The organism is Varibaculum timonense (assembly GCF_027694345.1).
GTDB lineage: Bacteria > Actinomycetota > Actinomycetes > Actinomycetales > Actinomycetaceae > Varibaculum > Varibaculum timonense_A.
This window is the reverse complement of the sequence record NZ_JAQEVU010000001.1, coordinates 220568-238425: the sequence shown is the minus strand read 5'-3', so window position 1 is coordinate 238425 and position 17858 is coordinate 220568. Positions and strand designations below refer to the sequence as shown.

15 protein-coding genes are annotated in these 17858 nt (G+C 50.0%); 2 read left to right on the top strand and 13 right to left on the bottom strand.

Going from position 1 to position 17858, the window contains the following annotated elements; translation table 11 throughout:
- Positions 1-22: 22 nt before the first annotated feature.
- The 6 genes from PG728_RS01005 to ligA form a co-directional block, all read right to left on the bottom strand.
- Complete coding sequence (locus tag PG728_RS01005; protein WP_270625207.1) at positions 23-775, bottom strand: hypothetical protein; 753 nt, start codon at positions 773-775, stop codon at positions 23-25.
- 264 nt (positions 776-1039) lie between these two features.
- Positions 1040-2536, bottom strand: a complete 1497-nt coding sequence (gene gatB, locus PG728_RS01000; RefSeq protein WP_270625206.1) for an Asp-tRNA(Asn)/Glu-tRNA(Gln) amidotransferase subunit GatB — start codon at positions 2534-2536, stop codon at positions 1040-1042.
- Between the two features lie 10 nt (positions 2537-2546).
- On the bottom strand, positions 2547-4040 hold the full coding sequence (gene gatA, locus PG728_RS00995; RefSeq protein ID WP_270625204.1) for an Asp-tRNA(Asn)/Glu-tRNA(Gln) amidotransferase subunit GatA: 1494 nt from the start codon (positions 4038-4040) through the stop codon (positions 2547-2549).
- A gap of 2 nt (positions 4041-4042) precedes the next feature.
- Positions 4043-4339, bottom strand: coding sequence for an Asp-tRNA(Asn)/Glu-tRNA(Gln) amidotransferase subunit GatC (gatC, locus tag PG728_RS00990; RefSeq protein WP_270625202.1), 297 nt, complete (start codon positions 4337-4339; stop codon positions 4043-4045).
- Between the two features lie 62 nt (positions 4340-4401).
- Positions 4402-5643: a phospholipase D-like domain-containing protein gene (locus tag PG728_RS00985; protein ID WP_270625200.1), complete on the bottom strand. Its 1242-nt coding sequence runs from the start codon at positions 5641-5643 to the stop codon at positions 4402-4404.
- Between the two features lie 45 nt (positions 5644-5688).
- The gene (ligA, locus tag PG728_RS00980; RefSeq protein ID WP_270625198.1) at positions 5689-8274 is read right to left on the bottom strand and encodes an NAD-dependent DNA ligase LigA; all 2586 of its coding nucleotides are present in this window, start codon (positions 8272-8274) and stop codon (positions 5689-5691) included.
- 118 nt (positions 8275-8392) lie between these two features.
- Between ligA and PG728_RS00975 the strand changes: the two genes are divergently transcribed.
- Both PG728_RS00975 and PG728_RS00970 read left to right on the top strand, forming a co-directional pair.
- Complete coding sequence (locus tag PG728_RS00975; protein WP_270625196.1) at positions 8393-11563, top strand: FtsK/SpoIIIE domain-containing protein; 3171 nt, start codon at positions 8393-8395, stop codon at positions 11561-11563.
- Positions 11564-11756: 193 nt separating this feature from the next.
- Complete coding sequence (locus PG728_RS00970; protein ID WP_270625195.1) at positions 11757-12005, top strand: WhiB family transcriptional regulator; 249 nt, start codon at positions 11757-11759, stop codon at positions 12003-12005.
- 29 nt (positions 12006-12034) lie between these two features.
- Here PG728_RS00970 and smpB read toward each other — a convergent pair whose 3' ends face one another.
- The 7 genes from smpB to PG728_RS00935 form a co-directional block, all read right to left on the bottom strand.
- Positions 12035-12538 (bottom strand): SsrA-binding protein SmpB, encoded by a 504-nt coding sequence (gene smpB / locus PG728_RS00965; RefSeq protein ID WP_270625192.1) that lies wholly within the window; start codon positions 12536-12538, stop codon positions 12035-12037.
- A 25-nt stretch (positions 12539-12563) separates the two neighbouring features.
- Entirely contained in the window at positions 12564-13850 is a 1287-nt protein-coding gene (locus PG728_RS00960) for a peptidoglycan DD-metalloendopeptidase family protein (protein ID WP_270625190.1), read from the bottom strand.
- Between the two features lie 2 nt (positions 13851-13852).
- Positions 13853-14767, bottom strand: a complete 915-nt coding sequence (gene ftsX, locus PG728_RS00955) for a permease-like cell division protein FtsX (protein WP_072509967.1) — start codon at positions 14765-14767, stop codon at positions 13853-13855.
- A gap of 8 nt (positions 14768-14775) precedes the next feature.
- The gene (gene ftsE, locus PG728_RS00950) at positions 14776-15468 is read right to left on the bottom strand and encodes a cell division ATP-binding protein FtsE (protein WP_072509968.1); all 693 of its coding nucleotides are present in this window, start codon (positions 15466-15468) and stop codon (positions 14776-14778) included.
- 108 nt (positions 15469-15576) lie between these two features.
- Entirely contained in the window at positions 15577-16698 is a 1122-nt protein-coding gene (gene prfB, locus PG728_RS00945; protein ID WP_270625189.1) for a peptide chain release factor 2, read from the bottom strand.
- Between the two features lie 41 nt (positions 16699-16739).
- A complete protein-coding gene (locus PG728_RS00940) occupies positions 16740-17219 on the bottom strand; it encodes a CinA family protein (protein WP_270625187.1) in 480 nt (159 codons plus the stop codon).
- A gap of 34 nt (positions 17220-17253) precedes the next feature.
- Positions 17254-17838 carry a regulatory protein RecX gene (locus tag PG728_RS00935; protein ID WP_270625186.1) on the bottom strand — a complete coding sequence of 195 codons (585 nt, stop codon included), beginning with the start codon at positions 17836-17838 and terminating at the stop codon, positions 17254-17256.
- Between the last annotated feature and the right edge of the window lie 20 nt (positions 17839-17858).

The following is a 17858-nucleotide window of genomic DNA, read 5'->3' as shown; positions in this document are numbered from 1 at the left end:
GAAAATCGCTTAAGCGCAGCCCTTACGCTTTGTGACGGCGCCAGGCAACTACACCAGTTCCACCGGCTACCGAGGCTAGCGCGATACCAGCTAGAGAAGCAGCAACCGCACCGGTGCTAGCCAGGTTTCCTTTGCTCTGCTTAGCCGGTTTAGCGACTGGCTTATTTGCAGATTTCTTGGTATCGGCGACAGCAACCGCAGTCCCTTTTTCGGATTTACCGGGCTTTACCTGAGGTTTCGCGGGCTTTTCTGCCGGTTTGGAGGGGGTAGCTTTGCAGCCGTGAGCCTTGTTATAGGCGGCAGGATCAGCGTCCTGAATCTTCTTTAGAGCCGGATAGACATAGTTTTTAACAGTGCCTTCCTGAATATCAGAGTATCCTTTTGCTTCTTTGTATTTCGCAGTGGCACTCTTCAAAGTGGCAGCTGCTTTAGTTAAATCGGCGTTAGCATCATCGAGAGCTTTCTTCTTAGCAGCGTCTCCTTCGGGAGTGGCTTGGGTCTTGCTCTCGTCGAAAGCTTTCTTAGCGGCAGCAACCTTAGCTTTAGCGGCTTTTACATCAGCTTCGGCTTTTTTCATAGCACCATCAGCCTGGTTGGTAGTCAGCTGCAGTTCAGTGAGCTTTCCATTTTCATTGGCGTAGTGAACCTCTGCCTGTTCGACAGCGTCTACCCAGCAAGCGGGGGTTGCGTCAGCTGCAAATGCAGCCGGGGCAAACCCGAAAGTCAAACCGGCTACAAAAACGCCAGCTGCAGTTTTTTTGACAAGATTTTTCATTTTAATACTCCTACAAGTACTTCTGACAGGAACAATGCAAAATTATTACCCCCCCCCCGCTTGTCAAGCTCAGTTCAAGAAATGAACTTTTCCAGCATCCAGAATTTTTTATTAATTCGACTTAAAGAAACCGAATTATTATTTGTAAAAAATAAAAAAGCGGCTCTGCCAGTAAAAACTTCTGACAGAGCCACTTGATAGCACTTGCAGCAACTATTAAATTTAGAACAAGAGGTAATTAGTCACATTAGTAACATTGTCTGCTTAGCCGTTGATTTGCTTGAGGATCATCTCCCGAGTCTCCCCGGCATCTGCCTGCCCCTTGGTGGCACGCATGACCCCACCCATGAGGGCGCCAATCGCCTTAACTTTCCCGGCTTTTATTTGTTCCACGACTTTCGGATTATCCGCAATCACCTGGGCGACTGCCGCTTGCAGCGCGGCCGTATCTCGCACGATTTCCAATCCGCGTGCCTGCATTACCTCTGCGGGATTGCCTTCACCATCCAGCACCCCGGCAATCACTTTCCGAGCCACCTTATCGTTAAGTTTGCCCTGGTCTACCAGGTCTTGCAGCTGCGCCACATCGGCGGGAGTAGCCGAAACCTCAGTTAAATCCAGATTCTTTTCTTTAGCGATTCGGGAAATCTCCCCCATCCACCATTTACGTGCCGCCTGGGGCGCGGCTCCTGCTTCTACCGTGGCCTCGATAATATCCAAAGCGTCCGCATTTACCACGTCCCGCATTTCCATATCGGAGAAACCGTATTCTTCGCGCAGGCGGCGGCGCCGGGCTACCGGCAGTTCCGGCAGGTTAGCGCGCAGCTGTTCCACCCATTCTTTCGCGGGAGCTACCGGCACTAGATCGGGTTCCGGGAAATAGCGGTAATCTTCGGCGTCGGATTTTTCCCGCCCCGAAGAAGTGGTAGCAGTATCTTCATGCCAGTGACGAGTTTCTTGGATAACTTTGCCGCCGTCAGAAAGAATCTTGGCTTGGCGACGAATCTCAAAGGTAACCGTTTTTTCAATGGCTTTAAACGAGTTCACGTTCTTAGTTTCAGTGCGGGTTCCCAAGGGCGCATCCGGATTAGCACGCAAAGATACGTTCACGTCCGCGCGCACGTTCCCCCGTTCCATCCGGGCTTCAGAAACCTCTAGAGCTCGGAAAATATCCCGTAAAGTACGCACATAGGCGGCGGCTACCTCGGGAGCGCGAGCCCCCGCGCCCTCAATAGGGCGGGTAACAATCTCAACTAGAGGAACCCCAGCGCGGTTGTAGTCCACCAGGGAATAGGCAGCCCCTTGAATACGACCAGCGTCTCCCCCAATGTGGGTGTTCTTACCGGCGTCCTCTTCCATATGGGCGCGTTCAATATTTACCCGGAAGATTTCCCCATCGTCTAGCTCTACATCTACATAGCCATCATGGGCGATAGGCTCATCATATTGGGAAATCTGGTAGGCCTTTGCCAGGTCGGGATAGAAATAATTCTTGCGAGAAAACCGGCAGTAAGGAGCTATTTCGCAATTAAGGGCAAGTCCGATTTTGATTGCATATTCAACTGCGCGCTGGTTGGTTACCGGCAAAGATCCAGGCAATCCCACTGAAACTGGGGTTACCCGAGTGTTGGGTTCTCCCAGTGAAGAGTTCGGGGCGCTATCAAACATTTTGGTTTCAGTACCCAGCTCGACGTGGACTTCCATGCCCAAAACCGGATCGAAATTAGATACCGCATCTTCGTATTTCATTAAATCGCTCATTGCTTCTCCTCTACTTCACCGGGCAAGCAGCCGGAACATCGGTGCCGCAAGCCTCAACTGCTGCCTGGGCTACCTGATACATGAGGGCATCGGCGCGTTGGGGCGCCATTACCTGGAAACCAATCGGCAGTCCTTGATGGTCAAGCCCAATCGGAACACTGATTGCGGGGATTCCTGCCAGATTCGCCGGAATAGTTGCGATATCACAATTGTACATAGTCAAGGGGTCAGAAATCTTTTCCCCCAGCTTAAAAGCAACAGTGGGCGAAGTAGGCAAAACCAAGGCATCTACCTGCGAGAACGCCTGGTTATAGTCTTCTTGTACCAAGGTTCGAACCTTTTGAGCACTGCCATAATAAGCGTCAAAATATCCAGCAGATAAAACGTGAGTACCCAAAATAATTCGGCGTTTCACCTCTGCCCCAAACCCGGCTTCCCGGGTAGCGGCCATAACGGTTTCCGCAGTCACCGGCCCGGTGGTTGGCTCCACCCGAATCCCAAAACGAATCCCGTCAAAACGTGCCAAGTTTGAAGAAACCTCTGCGGGCATAATCAAGTAATAGGCGGCTAACGCATATTTGAAAGAAGGCATATCGATTTCGCTAACGCTAGCTCCGCGCTGTTCGAGAGCCGAAACAGTCGCCTGGAAAGCCGCAGTCACGTCCTCTTCATAGCCGTCACCACTGCCCTGTTTAACTACTCCCAAACGCAGACCGGATAAATCTGTTTTCCCTTGATACTCTTTCACGGCATCTAGCAAAGCCGGAACTGGTTCATCTAAAGAAGTAGAGTCAAAGGGGTCATGACCGCCCACCAGTTCCTGCAAGGCCGCCGCATCTGCAACCGTGCGGGTAACCGGACCGATTTGATCTAGCGAGGACGCCATTGCCACCAGACCGTAACGGGAAACCGCACCATAGGTGGGTTTCGCCCCCACTGTGCCGGTAACTGCCCCTGGCTGGCGAATCGAGCCGCCAGTATCGGAACCTAAAGCTAAGGGAACCATAAACGAGGCAACCGCCGCGGCCGAGCCTCCGCCGGAACCTCCCGGAATCCGAGAAGAATCCCAAGGGTTACGGGTAGGGCCGAAGGCAGAATGTTCGGTAGATGAGCCCATGGCAAACTCGTCCATATTGGTTTTACCAATAATCGGTAGAGCCGCCTCCTTGATTTTGGTAACTACCGTCGCATCATAGGGAGGCTTCCAACCAGCCAAAATCTTTGACGAACAGGTGGTTTCTTGTCCGCGGGTAACCATATTGTCTTTCAAAGCAATCGGGACTCCCGCCAGGGGATGCAGTTCTTCCCCGTTCTGGCGACCCTTGTCCACGCGGCGAGCAGTCTCCAGCGCACCCTCGGGATCTAAATGCACAAACACGTTTAGCTTCGGGTTTAACTGTTCAATCCGATTCAAGCAAGCCTGGGTTAGCTGCTCGGAGGTCAGCTCCCCAGCGCGCAGCTTCTCCGCTAGTTGCAGGGCTGAAAGTTTCAAGAAATCTTCCACGGTTACTCCTCCCCAATGATTTGCGGTACGCGGAACTGTCCGTCTTCTGCCAGAGGAGCTCCTGCCAATAATTCATCCCGATTCAGGCAATCGCCCACTACATCAGGGCGTAATACGTTGGTCATTTCAATCGGGTGGGAGGTGGCTTTAGTATCTGGACCTACTGCCTGAGATACGGTGGCTACCGCGCTAGCTATCTGTTCTAGCTGTCCCGCGAACTGGTCTATTTCTTCTTCAGTGAGTGCAATTCGAGCCAAAGCGGCTACCCGCACTACCTCATCCCTATCAATCGTAGACATATTCCCAGTCTAATGCCCAAGACTGTTCCGGTCATATTAGCGCAACGTGCGGGGCGTTGCGCTTAAACCAGGAAAGCGAAAGGACGTAAAAGTTTCTCTGCTACTCGAAACACCATGGGACGTTGATTCCATTCATGGCGGGTAATCTGGCGCGCATTTAACAGGTCGGTAAAGAAAATATTCTCCATATGCGCAGATAGTTGTCGTGAAGTAATCGACATATTAATTTCATGATTTCCGGTCATCGACAGCCGGTCGATATTAGCAGTGCCGATAGTGCACCAGGTACCGTCAATAACGGCGGTTTTTGCATGAATCATTACATTGTCATAAAGCCACAGCTCGACTTGGTTATCTAACAGGTCGGTTAGATAAGAACGAGAAATCCAGTCGGCAATAATATGGTTAGATTTTGCCGGTACCAGTACTTTTACGTCTACTCCTCGGCGAGCCGCGTCAATCAGAGAACGTTGAATTACTCGATCGGGCACGAAATATGCCGAAGTAATATAGGCGGATTCTTGCGCTTTATCGAGGGCGTTTACATACATTCCCCGCACCGGGAATAGCAGTCGTTTCGGGTCATTTACGCAGCCCTGAATCTTCGAGTTCCATGACCTGCCCCGTGGATCGCGCACTTTCTTTAAACGCAAATGCCACTTTTGGGCATAGTTCCAAAAATCAAGAAAAGCACTCTCCAGCTCCCAAACATTGGACCCTTTAATTCTTAGGTGAGTGTCTCGCCACTGGTTATCGACATAATAGGAACCAATGTTGTATCCCCCAACAAAACCAATCCGCGAGTCTACTACCAAAATTTTGCGATGGTCACGTGCCGTGTGTTTGAGAGAATATCTCAGGACGTGCAGATTTTTTAGCCGGGGGAAGCGGAAAAAGCGCGGATCTACCACCAGGTTTCCGAAGCGATCCCAAATTATATAGACCTCAGCGCCACGCTCTGCTGCCCGAATCAGGGCATCTTTGAATTCTTGTCCGATTTCATCTGATTTCCAGATAAAAGTTTCAAAGAATACCCGCTCTTTCGCGCCCTCGATAGCCGCAAGCATATCGCGATAAAGAGTTTCTCCATCCATATAGATGTTTAGACGAGAGCGATCAACTCGCATTGGGGGGGCGCTAATCCGGGGGTAGCCATCCGGTTTACCGGTTTGCCGTAGTTTTCGTAACTGGTCGATTGCGACAATAACGCTAACTGTAATCGCCTGTAAGGTCGCGATTAGCGCACCCAAGATTTTCAAGCCCCTGATTAGGCGCGGAACGGTCTTTTTCGGGATCTTGAACATAACAATTAGCCTATCTCTTCACCGAGGATTTTCTATAAGGGACGCTCAAAATAGACTATCGGTAACGTCAGGAGAATCTATCCCACTGGCAGGCGAGTCCGCTTCAGTAGAAGTGGAGGGAGCAGTGATTTCTTTAGACCCGCCCTCGCCCGATAGCTTTTGCAAGGTTGCCGGTAATCCGTCCTTTATAAGCTGAGTAAAATACTGCTGCGGTAAGCAGGGAACTCCCAGTTCCCCGGCTTTCTTCAGCTTGGAACCGGCTTTTTCACCATAAATCAACAGGTCGGTATTTTTTGATACCGAGGATGCAGACTTAGCCCCCGCTTTCATTAGGGCTTCTTTTGCCTCGTCTCGGGTATATCCTTCTACCCGTCCGGAAACCACCACGTTTAGTCCTTGCAAGGTTTGCGGAGAATCTAAGGATTCCTCCTGCCGCATCATCACCCCGGCTTTTTCCCAGGCACTTACGATTTCTAGATGCCAATCTATACTGAACCACCGCTTAATTGAGGAGGCAATCTCTTGTCCAATATCGTCTACCACTGTAAGGTCGCTCTCGCTAGCGTTACCAATCGCCGCTATTGAATTAAAACGCGCCGCTAAAGTACGGGCAGCTTGCGGGCCTAGATGCCGGATTGATAACGCCACTAATACCCGCCAAAGTGGCTGAGTTTTTGCTTTTTCTAGTTCTGCTAGTAAAACTTTGCCTCGTGCCCCTAGGGATAATTCTTCTCCCCTGGAATTGGCGAAATAGGGGGTGTAGGTCCAGATTTCGCCGCTTCCTAGTAGCTGGCGAACCAAAGTTTGGACTTCTTCTTCGTTCTTACCTTCCGCTAACAGCTGGGATTTTAGCTTCAGACGGTCAGCTTTAGTAACCAGTTTCTGATTCCAGGTCTTTACTGTAAGTAACTGGTCAGAATCTAAATCAAATAATCTTGATTCTAGAGGCAGGGCTGCTTCTTGTGGCAATGGCAGCAGGGATTCAACTTGAGCACTATCCGCCTCAAAGATCTTTTCACCAGCAGGAATATACACAAACCTATCTGCTACCATTACTGCGTTACCTTTAGAGAGGGCGGAAATAACCTGAGGACGAGCCGCCTCGGGCATAGTCAGCGCCGCAGCAGATTGCTCCCCCAGCCCCTCAATGTCTAGCGCCCCTCGCGAAGCCAAGAAAATAACTCGTTCTTTTATCTGTTCGGGACAATGGCGCTGATTAGGGCAACGCAGATCCTTATCTCCGTCCTTTTCAGGTCGAATTTCGCTACCGCAGGAGGGACAGGTATTTGGCATTTGCCATTCGCGTTCACTACCGTCTCGTAAATCCACTACCGGGCAGACAATCTCGGGAATCACGTCCCCGGCTTTGCGTAGCACCACGGTGTCCCCGATTTTCACGCCCTTCCGGCGCACCTCATAAGGATTATGCAGGGTTGCTCGCTCCACATTAGAGCCATCTACCAGCACTTTTTCCATTACCCCGTAGGGGGTTATCCTGCCGGTGCGCCCTACCCCAACTCGGATATCTACCAGTTTGGTGTGAACTTCTTGCGGCGGGAATTTATAGGCAACCGCCCAGCGCGGAGCACGCGCGGTAAAGCCCAGTTCATCTTGGGTTTTAAGGTCATCTATTTTTAGCACTACCCCGTCTATTTCGTGGCTAATATCGGGACGTTGTTTGCCAATGCCCGAAATGTAGCGCTGAATATTTGCCAGACCGCTTAGGGATTTAGTGTAGTTACTGACCGGCAAACCCCACTGTCTAAGCTGGCGGTACCATTGCATTTGGGTATCTGGCGGGTTAAAGCCTGCTTCTAAATCCGATTGCTTCCAGCTAACTTTTCCGATTCCGTGAGCAATTAATGCTAAAGGACGAGTAGCGGTTATTTGCGAATCTTTTTGCCGCAGCGACCCGGCAGCCGCATTACGAGGATTAACGAAAGGTGGTTCCACCTTGGTGGAAAGACCAGCTTTTTGTCGCTGGGCACGCCAAGCCACAAGATTACCTTCTCTTTTTGCCTGGTTGTATTCTTCCCATTCCCTGCTGCGCTGTTCATTTAACTGTTTGAAAGCCGCCAGTGGAAAATAGATTTCCCCGCGGATTTCGCATATCTGCGGCACAACTGCCCCGGCTAAAACTCGGGGAATGTTGCTGATGGTAAGGATATTAGCAGTCACGTCCTCCCCTACTGTGCCGTCTCCGCGGGTAGCGCCCAGAGCTAGTTTCCCATTCCGATAGGTAAGATTAACCGCTAAGCCATCGATTTTTACTTCCGCGCTAACCTGAGGATTCTCTTTCCCAGTTGCCTGCGACATTCGTTGATACCATTTCGATACTTCTTCGGTATCAAACACGTCATCTAGAGAGACCATCCGCTCTAGATGGGTTACGGAAGAAAAAGTTTTTTGCACACTCCCCCCTACGGTTTGGGTAGGAGAATCTGGGTTTACTAATTGCGGGAATCGTCCCTCTAAGTCTCCTAACTGGCGAAATAGCTCATCATAACGAGCATCGGAGAGGGTGGGGCGGTCACGGTCATAGTATTCAACTCGGGCTTGATTAATCTGTTTAACCAGGTCTTGCCATTGTTTTTGTGCTTTAAGTAGTTCATGCTCATATTCGCTCGCCATAGCTTTTATTTTCCCCTTTTATCTAGAAACTAAAAAGTTTCCCTCCTTTAGAATCAAGTTATCCACAGGGATACAGAAAAGGTGGCAAGCAAAGCACTCTGGTAGCTAGATTGACAAAGTGGCAACCAAATCAGTGCAAGATGCCTTGGCAGCTCCCTGTCATTTACAGGTAGAGCGCGGCCCGGCTGCCGGGATAGTGCTGCCCTTAAACCATTCCTACTGCCGCCTAGGACGAGCCCAGTTAGCCGATGAAACCGTTTCGCGCGAGCACGTCCTCTTTATTAACAAATCAGGGAAGATTTGGGTGCGTGATTTGGGCTCTAGTAATGGCACTTTTCGCGGCCGCGTAGTTTCTCCGTTCACTAGGTTGCGTTTTCAACAAGAACTGGGAGCTTCCTCGCGGATTAGAGCAGGAAACACGGTGTTAAAAGTTGCCAAACGTCCTCGTGTGCTCACTGTTGCGCGTCCGCGACCCCAGCTTAATACTGCCTCTTGGCGACAGTGGTTGTTTCTACCGATGTTCTTGTTCCTACCATTGTCATTAGCCTCGGTGCTACAGATTCCCCGCACCTGGGCTGGCATTATCTTAGGGGTTTGCCTGCTGATTGCCCTCGGGGTCTGGTTTTATCGTCGTCCGCGTCCAGTGAGTCCCGCACAACTATTACTGACCGCTACTCAAAGTAGCTGCCCTAATGCGCCTCCCTTTGCTTCTAACCCAAATCAGCAAGTGGGCGCGTGGGTAAGTCCCCACCAGGTAGTTCGTGCCCATAGTGGAGATAAACTCTGTTTTACCGGTAGATATGCCCGTGAGCGCGCCTTTTGGTGGGCGGGGCAAATCGCTTGGCAAGAAGAATCTAAATATCGCTTGGGTTTCCTTAATTCCTCTGCTCCCCACAGACCTCCCGAGAGCATCAATCCTGAGGATGCCCACGCTAAATGTGACCGGGTAATTGTGGTTCCACCTGATAGAACACCTTTATCTTCAGCTGGGGACATTTGCGTAACTTGGGCAAATTCACCCGGCGAAGCTCCCGTATGGACAAACAGAATAGTGCCGGTATCTAAGGGGTCACGTGCAACCTTTAATGCAGATTTACCCAGTTCTATTTGGTGGCAGTTCATGGTGAGCACCACAAACACAGCTGCTAGCACCCAGCTACCGCAGCAAGTTCCCTTTAGTTGTTTGTGGCAAGAGGTACTGGAAGCCGAAAATCCGATAGCCAAAATCAAAAACACTTGGAATCGTTCCGACTCTTTGCGCGCTCCAGTGGCTAAAGATGCTAGTGAGATTGTTTACTTGGATTTGATAAAAGACGGTCCGCATGCACTACTGGCGGGTACTACCGGTTCCGGAAAGTCGGCAGCCTTAACTACCTGGTTAATTTCGATGGCGCTGGCACATCCTCCCAGCAAACTGCAATATGTGTTGATTGACTACAAGGGCGGGGACGCTTTTAAGAAGCTGCAAGCTCTTCCCCACGTCCTAGGGATTTTAACTGATTTAGAGCCTTCCCTTACCAGACGTGCCCTATTGTCATTAAACGCAGAAATCAAGTATCGGGAGCAACACAAAACTCTCTCTCACCCTCGGATTGTGGTGGTAGTCGATGAGTTTAGAGTATTAGCTACCGATCACCCTGATTTATTGGATTCCTTGATTAGGCTGGCAACTTTAGGACGCAGCTTAGGGATTCATTTAGTTTTAGCTACTCAGCGCCCGGCAGGAATAGTTGATGGTCAGATTAAATCTAATATGGCGTTGAGAGTTTGTTTGCGGGTACTAGAAACGGCAGATTCTTGCGACATTCTAGGAGATGGGCGCAGCGCGCAACTGCCGGCAATTGCTGGACGTGCCTGGATAAAATCTGCGAGGGAAGCCGCGGGAAAGCTCCTACAATTTGCTTGGATTTCTGAGGCTACCCAGATTGAAACTATCACGCATTTATGCCGCCTGAGCTGGAAACCTACCTACCCGCCTCATATTCCTTGGGCTCCACCTCTTCCCCAAAAAATCTCCCTTTCTGAACTGCCCCCTGTCTCTAAGGGCGCAACCTTAGGCTTAGGGGATTATCCCAGCCTTCAAAGCACTGCTCCTTTAACGGTTTCACTGCCTTTTTCTCTTCACCTGGTGGGTTCAAAGGATTCAGGTCGGACTTCTTTAGCTTTAATGCTGGCACTACAGCTGGCTAATGCGGGAGAGGAAGTTCATGTTATTTGTCCTTCTATTCGCGAGTTTTTCGGTTCTTCCTTTCGCACTATTAGCCGCGCTTCCTGGCCGGGAACTATCGCTACCAGCCCCCAGGTAAGCTTGGAAACCCTACAAAGGGCTTGCCGGGGACAGCTATCGGGGACACTGATTATTGATGATTGTGAGGACGTACTGGATAGTTTAGAGCGAACCTACGGGGTGCTTTCGGGACACGATTTATTATCGAGATTATGCCGCCAAAGCGAAGCCCTGGGAATTTCTTTACTGGTGGTTAGCGAGGCGTCTCAGGCTTCCTCACGTCTATTTGGGGGTTTGAAAACTCAGATAGTTGGGAAAATACGCGACCATATCCAAGTTGCACAGGCTGGTTTTACTCCCCAAGTGTTAGAGCATATAGGCGGTGCGGGAGTTTTCGTATTTTCTCCCAGTGCTCAATGCACGCCTTTTAGGGCTGCGTCTCCTCCACCGGCGCAGCCTGCTCATTTCTTACCATCCCCAAGAGCGTCTCTTTGTGCTCTGCCTAAGCATTTCACTATTCCGACCTCTAATGATGATTCCTCTTCTCCTGCAGTGTTCGCCACTGGATTATCTGGGGATTTGCAGCTAGAACCGGCTGACCTTGAACGTGACTGGCTAATTATTGGGGAGGCTAAAAGTGGAAAAACTAATGCTGCCAGGTTGCTGTCACATTTTATGCCACACCATCTGGTTTTAGAGGGGTTAAGCAGTAATGATTCGCGTCTTGACCAGCTACCCACGGAAAAGAGAGTAGAAGAAACCTATTTTGCCCAAACAGGGCAGCCTCTCTCTGGGGAGGACGCCCCTAGCAACGAAAGGATAGGGCGAAGACACCTAATTGCCACCGTCAGCCCCCAGATTGTTCAGACATCTTTCTCAACGTCACTCGCCGACCTGCGCCAACGGTCAATTCTACTGATATTAGGGGACGGAAGGGTATGCAGACCGTTTGTTAAAGACCTGGATTCTCAGGCACTTCCCGATAGTTTGAGTCCCATTCCGGGACGAGGAATTTTAGTAAAGAACGGTAAAGGAATAGCCATTCAAACGGCAATTTTTTAAATAAATTGACAAGTTTTTTCCATTTGTGACACGTTACACCGCAAATAATCATATCTAAGTTGTTTTACCTCTTGATTTATCCCCTCGTAAACAAAAAAATAGTAACTGTTAAAGGAGTTGTCCTACGACTTGGTTGCTACGGACAGCTAACCCCAAATCGTAACTTACAGTTAGTCATTAAAAGGAGACGTAAATGGATTGGCGTTCCCGCGCTGCTTGCCTAGAAGAAGACCCTGAACTATTTTTCCCAATCGGAAACACCGGTCCGGCAATCGCACAGGCTGAACGGGCAAAATTGGTCTGCGCACGCTGCGAAGTGGAATCCATTTGCTTAAGCTGGGCGCTGGATAACAACCAAGATGCCGGCGTATGGGGTGGCAAGAGCGAAGATGAACGTCGCAGTATGCGTCGCCGGAAAGCTCGCGCTCGCCGCGTCTGCTAGTCAGAGACCTAGCTTATCTCAGCCGGTAATTAGCCGCGGCGATTCCAATCTTTCATAACCCGCTGCGCTTCCCGCTTATCTTGCTGTTCCCTCAGGCTCTGGCGTTTATCCCATTCTTGCTTACCGCGAGCTAATGCGATTTTGGTTTTGACTCGTCCTTTAGAAAAATACAGTTCCAAAGGGACGATTGTGTATCCCTTAGCCTGGGATTGAGAATCTAATTTTTCAATTTCGCGTCTATGCAACAAAAGCTTTCTTTTCCGCAAAGGCGTATGGTTTGTCCAAGTGCCATTAATATACATGGGGATATGGGCATGTTGCAGCCAGGCTTCCCCACGATCAATTTCAACCCAAGCTTCGCTAAGAGAGGCTCTGCCCATCCGCAAAGATTTAACCTCGGTACCGGTTAGTACCAGCCCAGCCTCATAGGTATCCTCGACGAAAAAATCGTGCAAAGCTTTCTTATTGCGGGCAATCATCTGTATAGAGTTCTTCCCACCCGTGGCAACCTGATTCTTAGCTTTCTTACTCATAGCGTCTCTACGCTACCTCATATTCCTAGGGTAAGGGTATCGGGTTAATTACCGAGCCATTCTTCCACAACTCAAAGTGCACGTGACAGCCGGTAACCCTGCCAGTAGCACCGGTATAGCCGATGAGCTGACCTTTGGACACTCTTTGCCCCGGACTGGAAGCAAAATGCGTCATGTGTCGATAAACACTCACCCAAGAACTGCCCGCAATCATGCCGTGATTAATAGTGACAGTGTTTCCGCCAGTCCCCTCATAGCGGGTAGACACTACCGTCCCATTAGCTGCTGCGTATTGCGGTAAACCACAGGCCGCATGAATATCGGCTCCCATATGCAGACGGCGCTGTCCAGTTACCGGGTGAATGCGATACCCATAAGGAGAAGTCAGCGCCAATTGTCCTTTAATCGGACCTTGGAAAATCGAACCGGTAGTAAAACCAGCGGTGCTGGTGCCGGCGCTACCGGCAGCCTTAGTTTCACGGTTCTTAGCGTCAATCTCACTGATTCGTTTTTGAGCATCCTGTTTATCTTTTTCAGCCTGCTCTAACTGCTTAGCAATCTCGCCTTTCTTTGAATTTAAATCCTGCTCTTGCTTTTCCTTGGCTGCAACCGTTTTATTCAGCTCGTCAAGTTTGTCTGCTTTTTCCGATTTAGCGGCATCGGCACTTTTCAAAGCCGCATCCGCCTGCTCTTTTAATCTGCGAACTTGCAAAGTAAGCTCACGCTGTTCGGCCTGAGAATTTCTTTGTCCCACGATTTGGTCTTGTACCAGCTTTAAAGTATCGGATTGAATCTGAGTAGCCAAGGAAGCGTTACGAGCATAGGTACTAAGGTCAGTGCTGTTTTTACCGGAGATAAAAAACTCAAAAGAGCCATTTAGAGAAGGATTAGTGTAGGTTTGCCGCGCAATTTTCCCGATATTAATCAGGTTATCGTTCTCTTTCTTTTGCGATAGCGCTAAAGCTTTTTCCACCCTTTTAAGCTGGGCGCTAGCTACCTCTAAGTTATCTTGCGCCTGGGCTTGCTCTCGCGCGACACTCGCCTGTACACGAGCTGCCTCATCATAGCGACTTTGTGCTTTTGTTTGCGCATCTTTCGCTTCCTCAAGGGCAATCACCGAGTCGGCTAAATCTGCACTCACGTCCTCTAAAGAGGCGCGCAGCTTCGCAGCTCTATCGGATGCGGCTTTCTGCTTATCAACCTGATCGCTGCGATCAGATGCCAAGGTAGTGGCACTGTTCCCGACTAAGACCATGGCCAGTGCCAGTCCGACACTGACCGCAAAAGTCCCTATCCGTTTCCTTTTCAACATGGCTATACCTTTGCGTATTTAGCCAAAGAAGTCACGGAAGCAATTATTGATAACACCAGCGCGGCTCCCACAATCACGGCAGATAGAATCAGCACTTCCCGCACTCCCACAAATTGGATAAAGGGAATAGTTTTTTGTAACCACCCTTGAACAAGATATTTCACCCCGGCGAACAAAGTTCCACAAGCTAAAAGCGCACCTAAAATTGCACAAAGTGCGCCTTCTATCATAAAGGGAAGCTGGATAAATAAAGCAGAAGCCCCTTCCATCCGCATAATCTCGGTTTCTTTTTGCCGCGACATAGCAGAAAGACGAATAGTAGTTGCAATCAACAAAATCGCGGCGAATGCCATTACCGCGGCTAGTCCCAGAGAAATCCGGGTTGCCTGGTTAAACAGATTCATTAAAGGTTGAACCAGTTGTGATTGATCTTGAACCTGCTCTACCCCAGGCTGCCCCTCTAGCTGCGCAGACACAATCTCATACTGAGAGGGATTTTTTAATTTAATCCTAAATGCCTCGGGCAGCATCTCTGGCTTCGTGGCCTGTCCTAAAGTGGTGTCGCCATATTGTTTTTGAAAATCCGCATACACCTGATCGTGGTTTTGGAATTCAAAATGATCAACATAAGCCGCTAAAGTTCCACGCTCTAGCTCGTCGCGAACATCTTGAATCTGTTCCTTGGTGGCTTCCTGTCCGTTACAGTTAGCTACCTGGTCATCTTGAGCGCACATATAAACGCTCACTTCTACCTTTGCGTACCATTCCTTTTGCATAGCGGATACCTGCATCTGAGATAAACCGCCCACGCCCACAAATAGCAGGGAAATGAAAGTTACTAGCACTACTGAAATGGTCATTGCCATATTGTGGCCTAGACCAGAAAACACCCGACCAAGAATAAATCGCAAACGCATTGTTTCTCCTAGCTACGACTCGAACCGTACACGCCGCGATCCTGGTCGCGAATAATTTCCCCATCGACTAATTCAATTACGCGTTTACGCATTTGATTAACAATTTCATCATCATGGGTTGCCATTACCACCGTGGTTCCGGCGCGGTTAATCCGATCCAGCAGTCGCATAATCCCCAGTGAGGTTTTCGGATCTAAGTTTCCAGTAGGCTCATCTGCCAACAAGATTTCTGGACGATTAACCATTGCGCGGGCAATCGCTACCCGCTGTTGCTCGCCCCCGGAAAGCTCATAAGGCATTCGTTTCTCTTTGCCTTCTAGCCCCACCAGGGATAACACCTCGGGGACTTCGGTTTTAATCGCGTGGCGAGGACGTCCAATCACCTGCATTGCTAGGGCAACATTTGCCTGAACTGATTTGTTATCGAGAAGTCTAAAGTCCTGGAAAACTGTTCCGATTTGTCTGCGCAATTTAGGGACTTTCCAGCGGGAAAGCCGACCCACGTCCTTTCCCAGTACCGTAACCGTACCTTCGGACGGACAATTTTCGCGGTAAATCATAGTCATGAAAGTTGATTTCCCGGAACCGGATTTCCCAACCAGGAACACAAACTCTCCCCGCTCGATATTGCAGCTCACATGATCTAAAGCAGGGCGAGCCCCCCGTTTATACACCATCGAGACGTCATCAAAAGTAATCATGCATCCCCTACTAAGTGTTGGCAGTTTCCAGCACTGACCAACATAACGCCTAGAGGCTTTCCTTTGGCGCTTACACGCCGGTTAGGCAGATATTAACGTCTTGACGTGCTAGTTTTCGCTTTCCTCATTGGCTTTGCGCCAGCGAATCCCGGCATCTAAAAATGCGTCAATATCACCATCCAACACCGCATCTACCTGCGAAGATTCCTGAGAGGTACGTAAGTCTTTCACCATTTTGTAGGGATGTAACACATAGGAGCGCATCTGGTCACCCCAAGAGGCTTTAACTTCTCCGGCCAGCTCTTTTTTCTTTGCCTGTTCTTCCTCGTGACGCAACTGGAGCAGTCGGGATTGCAACACTCGCAAGGCGGCAGCCCGATTTTGAATCTGAGATTTCTCGTTTTGCATACTGACCACTATTCCGGTGGGAATATGGGTCATTCGTACTGCCGAGTCGGTGGTGTTTACCGATTGTCCACCCGGACCAGAAGAACGGAAAACATCAATTCGCAAATCTGATTCCGGAATCTCGATATGGTCAGTGGATTCAATTAGGGGAATGACCTCCACCGCGGCAAAAGAAGTTTGCCGGCGTGACTGGTTGTCAAAGGGACTTTGTCGCACCAAACGGTGCGTTCCCGCCTCTACGGATAAAGTCCCATAGGCATAGGGCGCGTCTACTTGGAAAGTCGCCGACTTAATCCCGGCTTCTTCTGCATAGGACGTATCCATCACCTGGGTGGGGTAATTGTGGCGTTCTGCCCAGCGTAAATACATTCTAAGTAGCATTTGAGCGAAATCGGCAGCATCTACTCCCCCCACCCCGGAACGGATAGTGACCACCGCGCGGCGTTCATCATATTCACCGGAAAGTAAAGTATGCACCTCAAGGTCAGCCAATTCTTTGTTCAGCTTGCGTAAAAGGGCGCGCAACTCAGCTAGGATTTCTTCGCGGTCACTGCCTAATTCTTCCCCGGCCATTGCTTTTAGGGTGAGGGCATCTTCTAGATTTTGACCGAGCCTATCAACCTGCCCCAGGCGGGACTTCAAATGGGATAGCTTCGAGGTTATTTCCTGAGCTCGGTTAGGGTCGTCCCACAGATTAGGGTCTGTGCTGGCTTGCTCCAGGGTCTTTATCTGTGCCTGGAGCTTTTCGGGAACCGTAACCGCCTGGATTTTCTCTAAAGTAGTTTGCGCCCGTTCAAGTTCTTCATCATAGTCATATGCCACCTTTCCAGGTTACCTGAGGAAGTAGCCCGGTGGATAAATCCCTAACTCAAAGCCGCGATTGCTAGTTCTAAAACCGCTGCTACCGTTGCTAAACGAATCTGTAAACGGCTTCCCGATAGCGAAAGCTCGGTGGTTGCTGCCCCGGCGGGAGTTATAACCGAAATAAATACGGTTCCTGCCGAATGACCATCTTGGCTGCCCGGACCGGCAACCCCGGTAGTTGCCAGCGCTACCTCAGCGCCAAATAGACTGGCTGCCCCTTGCGCCATCTGTTCAGCCACCACCGAATCTACCGCGCCAGTTTCTTCTAGACGCGATGATGATACCCCCAGGATTTCCCGTTTGGTGCGAGTCTGGTAAGTCGTTACCCCACCAGCTACTACCTGTGAGGCTCCGGCAATATCGCAAAGGGTGGCACACACTAGCCCCGCAGTCAGGGATTCTGCACAGGCAATTGAGTAGTTATTATCTTTGAGTAGTTTCAGTAACCGACGGGCAAGTATATCTAGTTCTTCGTTCATATCTTAATCATTGCACCTAACAAGCTGGAGGGGTTTAATCTTCGTCAAATTCCATAGCAGACAATACTTGGTGGGTAGCTTCACGACATTGAGCTGGCGAATAGCCTTTACGTGCCAAAAAGGAAGCAAGACGGCGCATCGCCTGTGGGTAGGTAACATTTCCCAGAGTGCGCGCCTTCTTTTCTGCCAGCTCCTTTACCCTTTCTTCTTGCTGCGTAGCATCAATTTGTGCCAATGCCTGCGGATGTAACGCCGGCGGGATTCCTTTCCGGTTTAGCTCTTGTATTAGGGCGTGCCCTACTAATCCCCGTTCCCGAAAGCGGGTTCGTACCAGCATGGCAGCATATTCCCGGTCGTTTAGTAACCCCACTTCAAGGAGGTGATTAACGATTTCCTCGCAAATGTGCGGTTGAAATCCCGCGACTGAGAGCTTTTTTTGAATCTGGGCACTAGAGCAAGCGTTGCGATCTAGCACTCGCAACGCTTGCTCTCGCGCTGCTTCTAGGGCTTGTTCGCGCGGAAGCTGCCCATTCTTTTGCCTACGGGAGGCTAAAGATGAGGCTGTTTTCTTCCGGGCCGGTATCCCAAAATCAGTTTCCGGGTCTAAATATCTAACCATAGGGATTTAGCTAAGATTAG

Bases quoted from the DNA above. Each gene is read 5' to 3' on its own strand.
- PG728_RS01005 (WP_270625207.1), bottom strand. From the start codon at position 775: ATGAAAAATCTTGTCAAAAAAACTGCAGCTGGCGTTTTTGTAGCCGGT.
- gatB (WP_270625206.1), bottom strand. From the start codon at position 2,536: ATGAGCGATTTAATGAAATACGAAGATGCGGTATCTAATTTCGATCCG.
- gatC (WP_270625202.1), bottom strand. From the start codon at position 4,339: ATGTCTACGATTGATAGGGATGAGGTAGTGCGGGTAGCCGCTTTGGCT.
- PG728_RS00985 (WP_270625200.1), bottom strand. From the start codon at position 5,643: ATGTTCAAGATCCCGAAAAAGACCGTTCCGCGCCTAATCAGGGGCTTG.
- ligA (WP_270625198.1), bottom strand. From the start codon at position 8,274: ATGGCGAGCGAATATGAGCATGAACTACTTAAAGCACAAAAACAATGG.
- PG728_RS00970 (WP_270625195.1), top strand. From the start codon at position 11,757: ATGGATTGGCGTTCCCGCGCTGCTTGCCTAGAAGAAGACCCTGAACTA.
- smpB (WP_270625192.1), bottom strand. From the start codon at position 12,538: ATGAGTAAGAAAGCTAAGAATCAGGTTGCCACGGGTGGGAAGAACTCT.
- PG728_RS00960 (WP_270625190.1), bottom strand. From the start codon at position 13,850: ATGTTGAAAAGGAAACGGATAGGGACTTTTGCGGTCAGTGTCGGACTG.
- ftsX (WP_072509967.1), bottom strand. From the start codon at position 14,767: ATGCGTTTGCGATTTATTCTTGGTCGGGTGTTTTCTGGTCTAGGCCAC.
- ftsE (WP_072509968.1), bottom strand. From the start codon at position 15,468: ATGATTACTTTTGATGACGTCTCGATGGTGTATAAACGGGGGGCTCGC.
- PG728_RS00940 (WP_270625187.1), bottom strand. From the start codon at position 17,219: ATGAACGAAGAACTAGATATACTTGCCCGTCGGTTACTGAAACTACTC.
- PG728_RS00935 (WP_270625186.1), bottom strand. From the start codon at position 17,838: ATGGTTAGATATTTAGACCCGGAAACTGATTTTGGGATACCGGCCCGG.